Source organism: Streptomyces phyllanthi, from assembly GCF_009377205.1.
Classification (GTDB): Bacteria; Actinomycetota; Actinomycetes; order Streptomycetales; family Streptomycetaceae; genus Streptomyces; species Streptomyces phyllanthi.
Window position 1 is genome coordinate 1 of sequence record NZ_VJZE01000174.1, and the last position, 16,616, is coordinate 16,616.

Consider the following 16,616-nt stretch of genomic DNA (forward strand, 5'->3'; position numbering starts at 1 on the left):
CCCGTGCACACCACGGGCACCGTGCGCACCGTGGGAGCACCCCTGCCCCGGCCCTCCGCACAGAAGCGACTGCTCACCGCCGACGAGCCGATCCCCGAGGACGCGTCCGGCGCACCCCCGGACCCCGACGGGCGGGCCGCCACCGACGGCGCCCGGCTACTTCTGTGAACCCGCAACGCCGTGGCCGATCGGGCGGCGGGCGCCCTTGCGGCGAGGGCCGCCGGACCTGACCCGGCGGCCCTCGACCCTATGGCCCCGGCTCCGTGTCGTCCCTAGGCACGGCGCCGCGTTCGGCATTCCGAACCGTAGACAACGCTTCGAGCAGACTTCGTTCAACCCCTTGCCGAAGCCTTAGCCGAAGGTTAACGTCCCGCTCCGCAACCTCCTTTGAGCCATCTGGCGCTGAGCGAACAGAGCCGCAGCCGCATTTCGAGACAAGGACGTCAGCATGTCGGCATTGAGCAACAGCAACTGGGACCGCCGCACCGTACTGCGGGCCGCCATGGGCCTGGCCGCCGCCGGCGGGCTGACCGCGTGCGGCAGCAACACCGGCCGCGCGGGCGGTGGTTCGGGTGACGGTCTCGTCCAGTACTTCCACGCCTACGGCGAGGCCGGGACCGAGCAGGCCATCAAGCGGTACGCGAAGGCCTACAAGGAAGCCAACGTGACCACCCAGTGGATCACCGGCAACAACTTCGAGCAGAAGCTGTTCGCCGCGCTGCTCACCAAGAACGCGCCCGACGTCTTCGAGTTCCACCCGCAGATCCAGCTCATCAAGAGCGGTCAGGTGGCCGATCTCACCGACATCATCGAGCCGGTCAAGGACGACTTCAACCCGGCCGACATCCAGTCGCACACGGTCGACGGGAAGATATACGGCGTCCGCATGATCGACGACCCGCAGTTCTTCTTCTACCGGCCGTCGGTGTTCGAGAAGGCGAAGATCGAGGTGCCGCAGACCCTCGAAGAGCTGATCGAGGCCGCCGACAAGCTCACCACCAGCAAGGTCAAGGGCGCCTTCCTCGGCAACGACATCACCACGGTGCAGAACCCGCTGATCTGGTCGGCCGGCGCGGACACCCTCACCGCGGACAACAAGCCCGCCTTCAACACGGACGCCGTCGCCGACGGCCTGAAGCAGCTGCGTGGCCTGTTCACCAGCGGCAACCTGCTGCTCGACGCCCCCACCGACTGGTGGGACCCGTCGGCCTTCACCCAGGGTCTGACCGCCATCCAGTGGTGCGGTATGTGGGCCATGCCCACGATGATCGAGGCTCTCGGTGACGACATCGGCATCTTCCCCTTCCCGAAGGTCGGTTCGGCGGGCAAGCAGTCGGTCACCAACGGCGGCTGGTCGATGTTCGTCAACGCCAAGGGCGACAACGTCGAGGCGGCCAAGGAGTACGTCAAGTGGCTGTGGATCGACCAGAAGGAGTACCAGGAGGACTGGGCCCTCTCCTACGGCTTCCACATCCCGCCGCGCACCTCTATCGCACAGTCCGCCACCAAGCTGAAGACCGGTCTGCCCGCCGAGGGCGTCAAGCTCTTCAACGAGTTCGGCCACTTCGACAACATCGGCTGGACGCAGGCGATGATCGCCGCGGTCAACGACGTGATGGCGAACTCCGTCCGCAAGGACGCTGACCCGAAGGCCCAGCTCGACGCCGCCGAGAAGAAGGTCGACACCGAGCTCAAGAAGCTCTTCGGATAGTCCCCCGGACGGATCTCGACATGTCGACCACCACCACACGCGGGGTCGCCGCCTCCCCCGCCCCGGCCAAGGTCTCCAAGGACCGGCCGCGGCGGGGCCTGCGGGCGAGCAGCACCTTCAACTTCTGGCTCTTCACCGGGCCGTTCCTCATCGGCCTGGTGATCTTCGTCTTCGTGCCCATCGGCTGGAGCCTGTATCTCAGCTTCTTCGAGGCACGGTTCACGGTCACGCCGAGCGAGTTCGTCGGCCTCGACAACTACCGGCAGATCCTGTCGGACACGGACTTCAGGAACTCCCTGGTCACGTTCACCGTGTTCGCCGCGTTCATCGTGCCGACCACCTGGGCGATGTCGCTCGGCCTTGCGCTCCTGGTGAACCGGCTGCGTTTCATGCGGGCGTTCTTCCGGTCGGTCTTCTTCCTGCCGACCGCTGTCAGCTACGCGGCCGCCGCACTGATCTGGAAGATGTCGATCTTCAACGGTGTCCGCTTCGGCATGGCCAACACGGTCCTCAGCTGGTTCGGGATCGAGAACATCGCCTGGCTGGGCAATCCCGACCCGCCGTGGTACTGGCTGGTCATCGTGACCGTCCGGCTGTGGCTGCAGTCCGGTTTCTACATGATCCTCTTCCTCGCGGCGCTCCAGAACATCCCACGGGAGCTGTACGAAGCCGCCGCCATCGACGGCGCCAAGCCGGGCTGGCAGACCTTCCGGTACATCACCCTGCCCCAGCTGCGCGCGACGTCGACCGCGGTGATCCTGCTGCTGCTCATCGCCGCGTACCAGGCCTTCGACGAGTTCTTCATCCTGCTCGGCAAGGCCACATGGGGAATGCCGCCGCTGGTCGAGCTGTACAAGATGGCCCTGGGCGAGAACCAGAACTACGGCGCGGGCAGCGCGGGAGCACTGATCCTTACCGCGCTCATCTGCCTCGTTACCCTGTTCCAGGGCAAGATCATGGGCTTCGGAAGGGGGGACGAGTCCCAGTGACCACCACAGCACCCGACGTCAGGAAGCCGGCGAAGGCCAAGCGCCTCAGCGGCGTCATGAGCAACACCGGTCTGTACCTCGCGACTAGCGTGGCCGCCCTCCTCTTCCTGATCCCGTTCTATCTGATCGTTCGCAACGCCTTCATGACGGACCCGGAGATCACGGGCGAGGAATGGAAGTGGTTCCCCACCGACATCCAGTGGGGCAACGTCACCGAGCCGTTCGACGACGCCACCGTCGACTTCGCCCAGTCCATGTGGAACTCCATGGTCGTCGCCATCCTGCACACCGTGGGCATCCTCCTGGTGTGCTCGCTGGCCGGCTACGGCCTCGCCCGCATCCCGTACAAGCACGCCAACAAGGTGTTCTACGCGGTCCTGGCGACCCTGATGGTTCCCACGGCCGTCACGTTCGTGCCGAGCTTCGTTCTCGTCTCGTCCCTCGGCTGGGTGGACAGTTACCGAGGTCTCATCATCCCGGGCCTCTTCAGTGGTTTCACCTGCTTCCTGTTCCGGCAGTACTTCCTGGGGTTCCCCAAGGAACTGGAGGAGGCGGCACGCGTGGACGGGCTCGGCTACTGGGGCGCGTACTGGCGCGTCGTCGTGCCCAACTCGCTGAACTTCTTCGCGGCGATCGCGACGATCACCTTCATCGCGGGCTGGAACGCATTCCTGTGGCCTCTGGTCATCGGGCAGGACCCCAGCGCGTGGACGGTGCAGGTGGCGCTCTCGTCGTACGCGACCAACCAGACCGTCAACTACCACCTGATCTTCATGGCCACCGCCATATCGATCCTGCCCCTGGTGCTCGTGTTCCTCTTCCTCCAGCGCTGGCTGGTCCAGGGGATCGCACAGACGGGTATCAAGGGCTGAGCCGCGCGCTCCGCGAGGTGCCGTGCCAGGATCGGGCCGTCGTCGGCCGCGCCCGCGTGGCGAGCCGCATACGCCGCGGTCCCGCGCCCCTGACGGGGCACGCGGGACCGCACCGGGCTTCGCCCCGAATCTGTTGAGGAGACCGATGCACTTCCGCACCACCGATTCCACCGACTACGTCGAGGACGTCTCGCCCGGGAGCGGAGCGTTGCCGCCCCGCGCCTGGTACGCGTCCTCGGACGCCAGGTCCCTCTCCCTGAACGGCAGATGGCGCTTCCGGCTGTCGGAGACCGCGGGCGCCGAGGACGACTCCTTCGCGTCGGAAGGGTTCGACGCCGGCGGCTGGGCGGAGGTGGCGGTGCCCGGCCACTGGGTCCTCCAGGGGGACGGGGCCTTCGGGTCGCCGATCTACACGAACCACCTGTACCCGTTCCCGGTGGACCCGCCGCGGGTGCCGACGCGGAACCCCACCGGTGACCATCTGCGGGTCTTCGACCTGCCGGAGGACTGGCCCGCCCTGTCGGAGGGCGGGGCGGTGCTCCGGTTCGACGGTGTGGAGTCGTGCGCCCGGGTGTGGCTGAACGGCACGGACATCGGTGAGTTCAAGGGGTCCCGGCTGCCGCACGAGTTCGCGGTCGGGCACCTGCTGAAGCCCGCCGGCAACGTGCTCGCGGTCCGTGTCCACCAGTGGTCGGCGGGCTCGTACCTGGAGGACCAGGACCAGTGGTGGCTGCCGGGCATCTTCCGTGACGTGACGCTGCTGCACCGTCCGGCGGGCAGCGTGCTCGACTTCTTCGTGCACGCGTCGTACGACCACGTGACCGGTGAGGGGACCCTGCGCGTCGACTCGGACGTCGACGGCAGGGTCACCGTGCCTGCCCTCGACATCGATGTCGCGACGGGCGAGCCGGTGACCGTGCCGGTCGAGCCGTGGACCGCGGAGACCCCGCGTCTGTACGACGGCATCCTGGCCACCGAGGGCGAGCGGGTGCCCCTGCGGATCGGCTTCCGGACCGTCGTGGTCGAGGACGGGCTGATCAAGGTCAACGGCAGGGCGATCCTGTTCAAGGGCGTCAACCGCCACGAGTGGCACCCGGAGAAGGGCCGCGCGCTGGACCCGGAGACCATGCGCGAGGACGTGCTGCTGATGAAGCGGCACAACATCAACGCCGTCCGCACCTCGCACTACCCGCCGCACCCGGCGTTCCTCGACCTGTGCGACGAGTACGGCCTGTGGGTCGTCGACGAGTGCGACCTGGAGACCCACGGCTTCACCGAGCAGGCCTGGCGCGACAACCCCGTGGACGACGACCGCTGGACCCCGGCGCTGCTCGACCGCGCGGCCCGTATGGTCGAGCGCGACAAGAACCACCCGTCGGTCGTCATGTGGTCCCTGGGCAACGAGGCGGGCACCGGACGGGGACTGACCGCGATGGCCGAGTGGATCCACGGCCGCGACGGCTCGCGGCTCGTGCACTACGAGGGCGACTGGGACTGCCGCGACACCGACGTCTACTCGCGGATGTACGCCGACCACGCCGAGGTCGAGCGGATCGGCCAGGGCCTGGACGGCGGCACGCACAAGCGGCGCGGGCTCCCCTTCATCCAGTGCGAGTACGGGCACGCGATGGGCAACGGGCCCGGCGGAATCGCCGACTACCAGCGGCTGTTCGAGGCGTACGACCGGCTCCAGGGCGGCTTCATCTGGGAGTGGATCGACCACGGGATCAAGCACCCGGAGCTGGGCTACGCGTACGGCGGCGACTTCGGCGAGGAACTGCACGACGGGAACTTCGTCTGCGACGGACTGGTCTTCCCGGACCGGACGCCCTCGCCCGGCCTGGCCGAGTACAAGAAGGTGATCGAGCCGGTCCGTATCGAGGGCGAGGGCGCGGCGGGCACCGTACGGGTGACGAACGCGTACGACTTCGCCGACCTGTCCGCGCTGGCCTTCGAGTGGGCGTACGACATCGACGGCGAGACGGTCGGGGCCGGCCCGCTGCCGGTGCCCGCGCTCGCGCCGGGCGAGTCCGCGGAGGTGAAGCTGCCGGAGCCGCCCGCGCACGGCGGGGTTGGCGAGAGGCAGTGGACGGTACGGGCGCTGCTGGCGGACGAGACTCCTTGGGGACCGAAGGAACATGTCGTCGCGTGGGCCCAACTCCTCGTGGCCGAGCGTCCGTCCGCGTCCGTGGCCGCTTCCGGCGGTCCCGTGCCCGGTCAGCGGCTCGTCACACTCGGCCCGGCCGCCTTCGACGCCCGCACGGGCGAGCTGAGGACCATCGGCGCCGTCGACGTGACCGGGCTGCGCCTGGATGTGTGGCGTGCGCCGACCGACAACGACGACGGCGCCTCGTGGCAGGACGGCACCCGCTACGGCGAGCTGTGGCGCAAGTACGGCCTGCACCGCATGCAGCACCGGCTCGACGCCGTGGAACCGGGCGACGACGCCCTGACCGTACGGACCCGGGTGGCGCCCGCCGCCTGGGAGCTGGGCCTCGCCACGGTGTACCGCTGGACGTCCGACGGCACACGGCTGAAGCTGACCGTCTCCGTGACGCCCGAGGGCGACTGGACGGTGCCGCTGCCCCGGCTCGGTATCCGCTTCGGGCTCCCGCGGGCGGATCGGGTGAGGTGGTTCGGCGGCGGTCCCGGCGAGGCGTACCCGGACACCAGGTCGGCGTCCATGCTGGGCCGCTGGCACTCCTCGGTGGACGAGCTGCAGACCCCGTACGTCCGCCCCCAGGAGAACGGCGCCCGCGCCGATGTCCGCTGGGCGGAGCTCGGCGGACTGCGGATCGAGGGCGAGCCGGAGTTCTGGTTCAGCGCCCGGCGCTGGACGAACGAACAGCTCGACGCTGCCCGGCACCTGACGGACCTTCGGTCCGGTGACACGGTGTGGGTCAACCTCGACCACGGCCAGCACGGCATCGGCTCGCAGTCGTGCGGTCCGGGCCCGCTGCCGCAGTACTTCCTGAAGGCCGAGCCGGCGGAGTTCTCCTTCGTCTTTTCGCCCATCGGTTAATCGATTGACCGACTGATCGACATTCCGCAAGGGTGAATCAGATCCTCCGCGGCCGGCCGGCGCTCCGCCGGGCGGCCGCGATTCACGTGCCACGGAGGTTCGCCGAGTGTCCGCAAGTATCGAGGTCCGGGGTCTGTCCCGGACCTTCCACAGCACCGTCCGCCGCCCCGGGTTCCTGGGCGGCGTCAGATCCCTCGTCAACCCGGAACGGGTCGCCAAGGAGGCCGTCTCCGAGATCAGTTTCGACGTGGCGGCCGGTGAACTCCTCGCCCTGCTCGGCCCGAACGGCGCGGGCAAGTCCACCACCATCAAGATGCTCACCGGCATCCTCACCCCCACGGCCGGTGAGGCACGGGTCGCGGGCGTGGTGCCTTACGTGGAGCGGGAGCGCAACGCCCGCAACATCGGCGCCGTGTTCGGGCAGCGCACCCAGCTGTGGTGGGACCTGCCGGTGCGCGAGTCGTTCGCGGTCCTGCGCGACATCTACCAGGTGCCGAAGGCCGAACACGCGGCCCGTCTCAAGGAGTTCGACGAACTCCTCGACCTGTCGTCCTTCTGGGACACGCGGGTACGGCACCTCTCGCTGGGCCAGCGTGTGCGCAGCGACCTGGCCGCCGCGCTGCTGCACGACCCGCCCGTGGTGTTCCTCGACGAGCCCACCATCGGTATGGACGTGGTGGTCAAGGAGCAGGTGCGCGAGTTCCTGCGGTACCAGGTGACCGAGCGCGGGCGGACCGTGCTGCTCACCACGCACGACATGACGGAGGTCGAGCGACTCGCGGAGCGGGTCGTCCTCATCAACCACGGGCGGCTCGTGCTGGACGGCTCGCTGGACGAGATCCGCCGCAAGTTCGGCTCGACCTGGCAGGTGCGGGCGACGCTCGCCGGCGCGCACGGCGACGCCGTACCGCTGCCGGGCATCGCGGTGCTGCGGCAGGACGGGCCGCAGGTCGTGTTCGGCCCGGACGGGCCCGACGCCCCCACCGTGCACCAGGCGCTGAAGGCGGTCATCGAGCGGTACGAGGTGACGGGCATCGCCATCGACGAGGCGGACCTGGAGGACGTGATGCGGGCCGCCTACGCCCAGGCGGAGCCCGTCGCGGAACCGGTCGCGGAAGGGGCCTGAGGTGGCCGTTCTGCACGCGTGGCGCACCGCCCGCGTCACCCCGCTCGGCGAGCTGCACACACCGCCCCGGATGACCGCCGTCCTGCTCCGGCTGACGGTGCAGGTGGTCCTGGTGGCGTCCCTGTGGCACGGCCTGTACTCGCACACCGGCACCACCGCCGGACTCTCGGAGGACCAGGCGGTCACGTTCGCCGTCCTGGCCGTGCTCGCCTCACGGCTCAGGGAGCTGGACCAGTACGCGAACCGGGACACCGTGCTGCAGCACATGCACTTCGGCACGATCGTGTACTGGTACCTGCGCCCGCTGCCGCCCCAGCGCTACCACGCCCTGCGTGCCGCCGGCGAGCAGCTGTACGGGTTCGCGTGGGCGCTGGGCGGATACCTGGTCTGCCTCGCGGCCGGGGTGGTGCGGCCGCCCGGGTCGGCCGCGGTGGCGGGGGTGTTCGCGCTCAGTCTGGTGCTCGGCCAGCTGGTCCTGTACTTCGTGATGCTCGTCCTGGACCAGCTGTGCTTCTGGACGGTGCGCAACAACGCCGCGATGCTGATCCTGATCTTCGCGCAGAACCTGCTGTCCGGGGTGTACGCGCCGCTGTGGTTCTTCCCGGACTGGTTCATCACGATGAGTGGGTTCCTGCCCTTCCAGGCCACGCTGAACGTGCCGCTGTCCCTCTACATCGGCCGCATCCCGCTGTCGGAGGCGCCCGAGCAGCTGGCGATCCAGGCCGTCTGGGTCGTGCTGCTCTTCCTGTTCACCCGTTTCCTGTGGCGGCGGGCCGCCCGCCGTGTCATCTCCCAAGGAGGCTGATGCCTGTGAACGGCGTCCGGATCGCGTGGCGCATCACGGTTCTCAACTTCCGCGCCCAGCTGGAGTACCGCACCGAGTTCCTGCTGATGATCGCGATCGGCGCGATCTGGCAGGTGTCGGTGATCGTGTTCGCGACGGTGCTGCTGACCCGGTTCACCGGGATGGGCGGCTGGGACAGCTCGGAGGTGCTGCTGATCCCGGCGACGCGCATGCTCGCGCACGGGTTGTTCGTGCTCGTGCTGGGGCGTGTGCACTTCATCGGCCGACAGATCCAGGAAGGGAAGATCGACGTCTATCTGGTGCGCCCCCTGCCGGTGCACCGGCAGGTCCAGCTCTCCTACTTCCCCACCAACGCGATCGGTGACCTGACGGTGGCGGCGGGGCTCATGGTGGGCGCGCTCAGCCGCAGCAACCTGGACTGGACGCCGGGGCGGATCTCGTACCTGGTCGCCGCGGTCGTCGGCGGCATGCTGCTGGAGGCGGCCCTGTTCACGGTGGTGGCCTCCGCCGCCCTGCGCTTCCCCGCCGCCGACTACTGGAGCCGCTGGCTGGAGGAGCTGCTGGGCACGTTCGGCAGCTACCCGCTGAACGTCCTGCCCAAGGCGGTGGGCGGTTTCCTGACGTACGGCCTTCCGCTCGCGTTCGTCGCCTACTTCCCTGCCGCGGTCCTCACCGGCCACGGCCACGACACCGGTGTCCCGTACTGGCTGGCGGCGCTCTCACCGCTGCTGGGCGTGCTGGCCTACCTGGGTTCGCGGCTGCTGTGGCGGTGGAGTCTCGGGCACTACACGGGGGTGAACGGGTGAGTGACCCCGGCGAAGGCGACTCGGCCGTGCTCTTCCGGTCGGAGCTCACGTTCCGTGTCTGGCGCTATGGAGTCGGGCACTCCCAGCTCCTGATCCGTACACCTCCCGGCGCGGCGGACGACACCCGCGTCGAGATTCTCTTCGAGGACGTGGACGCGTTGCAGTTGGTGACCCGTTACGAGGGGATCGAGATCTACTCGCCCTGCGAGGAGGAATCGCAGCGGATCTTCGAGGCATCCGGTGCCCCCGGGAAGTGGAGGCCGCACCGTGTCATCGTCGGGCTCAGGTCCGCGAGCGGAACCGGATACGTCCAGTGCGGGAAGGCGAGCGCCGTCCGCTGTTCCGGTCCCGCCGGCCCCGCCGGCCCCGAAGGCGACGACGAGACCCGCGAGGTCCTCTGGAGCACAACGGCAACCTCGCCGCGAGCGGCGGCGACTGGAGGGTGACCGCCCCCCACCAGCGAGGAGCCGCTGTGTCGCACTCACCGAGAACCCACCGTCGCCGTGCCCTCCGCCCTCTCCCCCTGCTCGCCGCCGGCGCGCTCGTGGCGACGGCCGTCGTCGCGCTCCCCCAGTTCACCGACCACGCCGAGGCCGCCACGACGCTGCGCGGCTACGCCGACGCGCGCGGGGTGAGGATCGGGGCGGCGGTCGCGGACGGACCGCTGCGGACGGAGTCGGCGTACACCACCGTCCTGGACCGGGAGTTCAACTCGGTCACCGCGGAGAACGCGATGAAGTGGGACGCGCTGGAGCCGAGCCGGAACTCGTACAACTGGGCCGCCGCGGACCGGCTGGTCAGCCACGCGGCCTCCCACAACCAGGGCGTCCGGGGCCACACGCTCGTCTGGTACGCCCAGCTGCCGTCCTGGCTGAAGAACGGGAACTTCTCGGCCTCCGAGCTCAACACGATCCTCAAGAAGCACATCGACACGACCGTCGGCCGCTACAAGGGCAGGATCTACGCGTGGGACGTCGTCAACGAGGCGTTCAACGAGGACGGTTCGATGCGCAGCTCGCTGTGGCAGGACAAGCTCGGCACCGGTCATATCGCCAATGCCCTGCGCTGGGCCCACGCGGCCGACCCGTCGGCGAAGCTGTACATCAACGACTACAACATCGAGGCGGACAACGCGAAGAGCGACGGCCTGTACAACCTGGCCAGGCAACTCCTCGCCCAGGGGGTTCCGTTGCACGGCATCGGCTTCCAGTCCCACTTCATGGTGGGCGGCGTGCCGAGCTCGATGAAGGCCAACCTGAAGCGGTTCTCGGACCTCGGTCTGGAGGTCTCCGTCACCGAGCTCGACGTCCGTATCCCGCTGCCCGCTTCCTCCGCCGAGCTCGCCCAGCAGTCCACCGACTACAAGACGGCCAGCGAGAACTGCCTGGGCGTACCGCGCTGCGCGGGCGTCACGGTCTGGGGTCTGACCGACAAGTACTCGTGGGTCCCGGGCACGTTCAACGGGTACGGCGCGGCCCTGCCGTACAACGAGAGCTACGGGGCGAAGCCGGCGTACACGGGGCTGTCGAACGGGGTGAACCCCAACGCCTGACCGCCCCGGCCTCACGCACCGCCGGGTCATGACACGGTGAGCCCCGGCCCGGGGACGCGGCTGAGGAAGTCGGTGCTGTCCGCCCACTGGTCCACGCTCCCGGTGAGGGGCAGGGCGCGCAGCTCCGGGTCGGTGACCGTGTCCGCCAGGGCCCTGGCGAACCGCTCCGCGTGCAGGACCAGGAACGGACGGCTGTGGTACGGCCGGCGTCCCGGGTCGACGGGCGCCGTGAGCCCCGCCGCGTTCTGCAGGGCACCGGCCGTCTCGTACGCGTCGCACAGATGCCGCTCCCGCTCCGCGTACCCGGTGGCCGTGAGCGCCCCGCGCAGCGACGGCGTGAGCCCGGCGGCCACCGGAAGCCGTGCGAAGGCGGTGCCCAGCCACTTGCTGTACGGCGCGTACCGCCGGGCCAGCAGCAGGCACAGCCGCATCAGGTCCCGCACCAGGCGCCCGGCGACCACCGCCGAGCCGAGCTCGTCCCCCACCTCCGCGCACCGCCCGACGAACGCCTCCTCCTGGGAGAGCCGCTGCCACTGGCAGGCCAGGAGATAGCGCCACACCTGGTCGGGATACCAGCCGAGGCGCCTGCGTACGACGTCGAGGGCGCCGAGCCCGTCGTGGAACACCGCGCCCCCGGTGACCTCGGCGAGCCTCTGCTGCGGAACCGCCAGCCACTCGGCGGTGGCCGGAGCGGCGGCCCACGCGTCGACGCCGAGCCGCTCGGTGAGCCAGGCTCCGAGCGCGTCCACCGGGACACGGTGGTCCACGGGCCCGTCCGTCAGCTCCATATGGCCGGAGACCGGGTCCAAGGGGTCGTCGTCCCTGCGGCGGAAGTGGGTGGGCCAGCCGCGCACCTCCTTGGGCAGGCGTTCGGCCAGCAGCCGGTGGAGGGCGGTGGCGTGCCGGTCCGCGTCCTCGGGAGTCAGGAAGAGGTTCAGCCGCGGCCCCCAGTCGTGGTCCGCGGAGCGCGGCGTGTCGAAGCCGAGCACCTCGGAGCCCGGGCCGATGCGCGCGGCCGAGTACCGCAGCGTGGGGTACGCCTCGGCGAGCAGGGGCCGTACCGACTCCTCGTACAGGATGCGGGAGAGTTCGAGCCCTGGCAGGAAAGCGGGTGTCGGCATGGGGATCACCGTGCCGGAGCCGGGCCCCGGCTCACCACCGAATTCCTTTCCTCTCCCTTCGCTGTTTCCTCAACTGTCCTTGTAGGTCACACTGTTCGCATCAAGCTGAGCATCGCTCACTTTCTCTCCGTTTCCCCTCCCCAGGAGGCGCCCCCACCATGAGAAGACTCCTCGGCACATTCGCGGCCGCCGCACTGGCCCTCACGGGCCTCGCCACCACCGGATCGGCGCCCGCGGCCGCGGCCGACTCGGGCACCTTCAACGTCCTCACGTACAACATCGCGGGCCTTCCGCTCGGCCTCGGTGACAGTGATCCGGAGACGAACACCCCGCTGATCGGCCAGCGGCTCGGCCCGTACGACATCGTGAACGTGCAGGAGGACTTCAACTACCACGCGTCGCTGTACGCGAACGACACCCACCCGTACCGCACCGCGACCAGCGGCGGAGCCCTGTTCGGCGACGGCATGAACACCCTGTCCGACCATGCCTTCGAGGACTTCGAGCGGGTGAAGTGGAACGACTGCACGGGCACGAACTGCCTGACCCCCAAGGGGTTCAGCCTCGCCCGGGTCCGCCTCGCCGAGGGCGTCTTCGTCGACCTCTACAACGTGCACACCAACGCGGACGCGACCGACGACGCCCTGGCCGCCCGCCGCGCCAACGTCGAGCAGCTGTCGGACTTCATCCAGGCGAACTCCGCGGGCAACGCCGTGATCGTCATGGGCGACACCAACACCCGCTACACGCGCACCGGTGACAACATCCGCACGCTCGTGGCGGAGAACGGCCTGACGGACGCCTGGGTGCAGCTCGTCAGGGGCGGTACGCCCCCGGCGCAGGGCAGTGACGCGCTGGTCTGCGACGAGGCGGCCCCGACGAACGACTGCGAGGTCGTCGACAAGGTCCTCTACCGGGGCAGCGACCTCGTCTCGCTCGACGCGACCCGCTACAACAACGACTGGAAGTCGTTCCTCCGCTCCGACGGCGAGCACCTCTCCGACCACTTCCCGCACACGGTCGACTTCTCCTACACCCTCGACTCGTCCCTGCGCGCAAGCGACTTCTTCGGCGGACCGCACGGCACGGCGTTCAACGACGCGGACGACCTGCCGTCCACCGTCTCGCCCCGCACCCTCACCCTGCGCGGCGGCTCACGCCTGGACGCGGTGTCGCTGACCCACGCGAACGGCACGGCCCTGTCCCACGGCGGCACGGGCGGCACGGCCACGTCGCTGACGCTGGCCTCCGGCGAACACCTCACCTCGGTCAAGCTGACCCAGGGCCAGAAGGACGGCCGGACGCGGATCTTCTCGGCCGCCTTCACGACGGACAAGGGCCGCACGCTGTCGGCCGGTACCGCCACGTCCGACACCAGGACCTTCACCGCCCCCTCCGGCTGGCAGATCGTCGGCTTCACGGGCCGCTCGGGCAGCGAGGTCGACAAGCTGGGGGTGCTGTACGCGCCGATCGGCTGACCACGGCGCTCCCGGCCCCCGGCCGACCCCGCGCTCCCGGCTCCTCGGATGGGCAGGCTGTAGCCTAAACACCCTAGGTTTCAGCGGGCGGAGGTGGCCGTATGGCCCGTGCCGGGCTCACCGCCGAGCGGATCGTGGAAGCCGCGGCCGAACTCGCGGACGAGGTGGGGTTCGAGAACGTCACCTTGTCCGCGCTGGCACGGCGGTTCGGCGTGAAGGACGCGAGTCTGTACTCGCACCTCAGGAACCTCCACGACCTGCGGACCCGCCTCGCGTTCCACGCCGGGCGCGAGATGACCGAGCGCATCGCCGAGGCGGTGGCCGGCCGCGCCGGGAAGGACGCCCTGGCCGCCTTCGCCGGCGCGTACCGGGAGTACGCGCTGGAGCGGCCGGGGCGGTACGCGGCGACGCAGATCCGGATCGACCAGGCCCTGGTCGCCGCGTCCCCCGAGCTCCGCCGAACCGCCGAGATCACCTACGGCATACTGCGCGCCTACGGCCTCGACGAGCCCGACCTCACCGACGCCGTACGCCTGCTGCGCAGTACGTTCCACGGCTACTGCGCCCTGGAGACGGCCGACGCCTTCGGCGCCTCCCGCGACGTACAGGCGTCCTGGGACCGCGCCGTCGACGCCCTGCACGTGGCGCTGGAGCACTGGCCCCGCGAGGGATCCCAGGCGTGACGAACGACCACGGGGGACCATGGGGAGCGGACGCTTCGCCGGTGTCAGGCGCGGCCTGAAGCCCGTCTCGGCAGTGGCCGGAAAACATCTCGATTTTCACGGCAACCTCTTCCGCCCCCGTGGCAACAAGGGGGCATGACTTCCGCAAGACCCACTCCGACGCACCGTCGTCGCAGAGTCGCCCGCAAACCCGTCATCGGTGCCCTGGCGGCGGCCGGCCTGCTGGCCGGGGCCTGGTACGCGACCGCCACGGCGACGACCACCACGGCCCCGAACACCACGGCCTCCACCGCCGACGGCCTCACCGTCACCAACACCACGGTGAAGCTGCCGACCGCGTTCCCGTATCTGTCCGCCGGGTACAACAACACCCGTGAGTGGACGCGCACGGCCACGGCCGTGGCCCCGGACGGCACGCTGCGCGTGGCGTGGCCCGCCAAGGGCGGCGTCCACGTCACCTCGCTGACGGCGGCCGGAAAGCGCTCGGGCGCCGACACGGTCGTGAAGGGCACCAAGGAGGTCGGCGGACTGGTCGCGCACAACGACGGCTTCGCCCTGCTGACCCGCGTCTCCGACAGCAACAAGTGGAACGAGACGGCGGCGGCGCTGGTCCGCTACAAGAACGGCAAGCAGGCCTGGCGCACCAAGATCACCGGGAAGTCGTCCAACGACACGGCCCCGCTCCTCGACGGGCAGCTCGCCTGGAACGGCACGAAGTACGGCGCGTACTTCGTGGTCCACGGCGCGGGCGGCTTCGCCGACGGCCACTTCGGCGACAAGATGCAGTACGTCAGCTCCAAGGGCGCCAAGCTCGGCGGCGGCTGGGGCTGGGGCTGCTCCCACAACGAGGGCATAGCCCTGCGCGCGGAGAAGACGGGCGCCTTCGCCTCCCTCTGCTTCGACGACTGGCGCTCGGGCCTGTTCGTCTCCACGGGCATAGCAGCCCCCGACAACGCGCCGGTCGTACAGCGCGAGCAGTGCTGGGCGGGTTACTGCGGTGGCACGTACGCGAGCCGTACGGGCGACCTGGTCAAGTCGTCCACGGGACGCTACGCGACGGCCTTCGCCTCGCGCGGCGCCGCCTCCGCGAAGAAGAACCCGGAGGACTCCAGCGGGCGCGGCTGGACGGTGAAGCCGAAGACGAGCACGCACCAGGTGGCGGTCGCGTTCCTCAAGAACCGCAACACCCCCGCGGGCAAGCCGGTCTACCTCACCAGCGCCAAGGGCACCGAGCACGTCAACGTGCGCGTCGCCAAGTACGGGAAGAACCGGCTCCTCGTCTCGTGGGAGTCCCTGAAGAACGCCAAGTGCGCGAGCGGCACCTGCACCGGCACCTTCACGGGCACCCACTTCCGCCTGATCGACTGGAACGGCAAGGTCCAGGGCGCGGACAAGGTCGTCAAGGCGCGCCTCACCGGCGATATCGCGGTCCTCAAGGACGGAACCCTGACCTGGGCGTACGCCCCCGTCACCCCCTCCTACACGACCGCTCTCACGGGGGCGTCCCCGACCACGAAGACCTTGAAGATCGCCCGGCTGAAGCCGTGAGGTGACAGTCTTCCCTCCTGGACCGTGACGGATCATGCCCGGTCCAGGAGGGAGCCCCGGCCTGGCGAGGAAGTCGGCCGGGGCGTTCGGGGCTCCGGAGCGTGTCAGCTGCCGACGGGGAGTACGAGGAAGCAGCCGGGGTCCACCGTCCTGGCGGGGTCCAGGGCGTTCAGGACGAGCTGGTGGACGATGGGGTCGTAGGAGCTGCCGATGTGGTCGGTGTGGTCCAGGCGGCAGACGTCCTGCAGAAGGATGTTGGTCACCTTCGCCCCCGGTCCCGCGGTGAGGTACTGGTTCGTGTACGGGGTGACGACCTCGTCGAAGCGGGTGACGAGAGTGGTGTACGTGACGCCGGGCATCGTGTCACCGCCGCTGTCCAGCCTCCTGTGGACGTCCGAGCCCGCCGCCTGGTCCGGCAGCGCCTGACCGCCGAGCTGCCCCGCCCAGCCGAGCAGACCGAAGGTCCTGGCCAGGGTGGCCAGTCCCAGCATGGTGGTCCCGTGGTTGGACGGGGAGATGCCCACGAGGTGGTTGACCTTGGCGGCTCCGCCGTTGAACTTCAGGTACCAGCGGGGCAGTACGCCGCCGCCCTGCGAGTGGCCCACCAGGTCGACCTTGTCGGCGCCGGTGACCCTGAGCACCCTGTCGACGAAGTTCGCGAGCTCGACGGCCGAGTCCGGGATGTGGTTGCGGCCCTTGATGACCTCCCCGCGGGGAGCGCCCTGGTTGATCGCGAAGACGCAGTAGCCCTCGTTCCGGAGCTTCGGGGCGAGCTCGTTCCAGTTGTTGAAGGCGTTCTCGTACGTCCCGTGGACGAGGACGACCGGCCGCGGGTGCCGGGCGGTGGGCGTGCAGTCCCAGTCGTTGGCGCCGGGCGGGTCCGCGTCGGGGCGGGTGAGGGAC

14 protein-coding genes are annotated in these 16,616 nt (G+C 69.7%); 12 read left to right on the forward strand and 2 right to left on the reverse strand.

What is annotated here, in order from left to right; all coding sequences use genetic code 11:
* Positions 1–448 precede the first annotated feature (448 nt).
* From FNH04_RS23415 to FNH04_RS23455, 9 genes are all read left to right on the forward strand, one after another.
* Positions 449–1,711, forward strand: a complete 1,263-nt coding sequence (locus FNH04_RS23415) for an ABC transporter substrate-binding protein (RefSeq protein WP_152787326.1) — start codon at positions 449–451, stop codon at positions 1,709–1,711.
* A 20-nt stretch (positions 1,712–1,731) separates the two neighbouring features.
* Positions 1,732–2,700, forward strand: coding sequence for a carbohydrate ABC transporter permease (locus FNH04_RS23420; protein WP_152787328.1), 969 nt, complete (start codon positions 1,732–1,734; stop codon positions 2,698–2,700).
* Positions 2,697–3,572: a carbohydrate ABC transporter permease gene (locus FNH04_RS23425; RefSeq protein WP_322723623.1), complete on the forward strand. Its 876-nt coding sequence runs from the start codon at positions 2,697–2,699 to the stop codon at positions 3,570–3,572. Before FNH04_RS23420 ends, FNH04_RS23425 begins: the two co-directional genes overlap by 4 nt.
* A 145-nt stretch (positions 3,573–3,717) precedes the next feature.
* Entirely contained in the window at positions 3,718–6,594 is a 2,877-nt protein-coding gene (locus FNH04_RS23430; RefSeq protein ID WP_152787330.1) for a glycoside hydrolase family 2 TIM barrel-domain containing protein, read from the forward strand.
* Between the two features lie 106 nt (positions 6,595–6,700).
* Positions 6,701–7,720, forward strand: coding sequence for an ABC transporter ATP-binding protein (locus FNH04_RS23435; protein WP_322723625.1), 1,020 nt, complete (start codon positions 6,701–6,703; stop codon positions 7,718–7,720).
* Position 7,721: 1 nt separating this feature from the next.
* Complete coding sequence (locus FNH04_RS23440; RefSeq protein ID WP_322723626.1) at positions 7,722–8,525, forward strand: ABC transporter permease; 804 nt, start codon at positions 7,722–7,724, stop codon at positions 8,523–8,525.
* A complete protein-coding gene (locus tag FNH04_RS23445; RefSeq protein WP_152787332.1) occupies positions 8,525–9,331 on the forward strand; it encodes an ABC transporter permease in 807 nt (268 codons plus the stop codon). The genes FNH04_RS23440 and FNH04_RS23445 overlap by 1 nt, the downstream gene beginning before the upstream one ends.
* Positions 9,328–9,777 carry a hypothetical protein gene (locus tag FNH04_RS23450; protein WP_152787334.1) on the forward strand — a complete coding sequence of 150 codons (450 nt, stop codon included), beginning with the start codon at positions 9,328–9,330 and terminating at the stop codon, positions 9,775–9,777. Before FNH04_RS23445 ends, FNH04_RS23450 begins: the two co-directional genes overlap by 4 nt.
* 26 nt (positions 9,778–9,803) lie before the next feature.
* The gene (locus FNH04_RS23455) at positions 9,804–10,883 is read left to right on the forward strand and encodes an endo-1,4-beta-xylanase (protein ID WP_322723627.1); all 1,080 of its coding nucleotides are present in this window, start codon (positions 9,804–9,806) and stop codon (positions 10,881–10,883) included.
* 26 nt (positions 10,884–10,909) lie between these two features.
* Here FNH04_RS23455 and FNH04_RS23460 read toward each other — a convergent pair whose 3' ends face one another.
* A complete protein-coding gene (locus tag FNH04_RS23460; RefSeq protein ID WP_152787336.1) occupies positions 10,910–12,004 on the reverse strand; it encodes a DUF4037 domain-containing protein in 1,095 nt (364 codons plus the stop codon).
* Between the two features lie 158 nt (positions 12,005–12,162).
* Here FNH04_RS23460 and FNH04_RS23465 point away from each other — a divergent pair, with 158 nt between their 5' ends.
* The 3 genes from FNH04_RS23465 to FNH04_RS23475 all read left to right on the forward strand — a co-directional run bounded on the left by FNH04_RS23465 (position 12,163) and on the right by FNH04_RS23475 (position 15,713).
* On the forward strand, positions 12,163–13,482 hold the full coding sequence (locus tag FNH04_RS23465) for a jacalin-like lectin (RefSeq protein ID WP_152787338.1): 1,320 nt from the start codon (positions 12,163–12,165) through the stop codon (positions 13,480–13,482).
* A gap of 101 nt (positions 13,483–13,583) precedes the next feature.
* Entirely contained in the window at positions 13,584–14,165 is a 582-nt protein-coding gene (locus FNH04_RS23470) for a TetR/AcrR family transcriptional regulator (protein ID WP_152787340.1), read from the forward strand.
* Positions 14,166–14,300: 135 nt separating this feature from the next.
* Positions 14,301–15,713 (forward strand): hypothetical protein, encoded by a 1,413-nt coding sequence (locus FNH04_RS23475; protein WP_152787342.1) that lies wholly within the window; start codon positions 14,301–14,303, stop codon positions 15,711–15,713.
* A gap of 104 nt (positions 15,714–15,817) precedes the next feature.
* Here FNH04_RS23475 and FNH04_RS23480 read toward each other — a convergent pair.
* On the reverse strand, positions 15,818–16,616 hold a 799-nt coding region (locus FNH04_RS23480), incomplete at its 5' end, for an esterase/lipase family protein (RefSeq protein WP_152787344.1).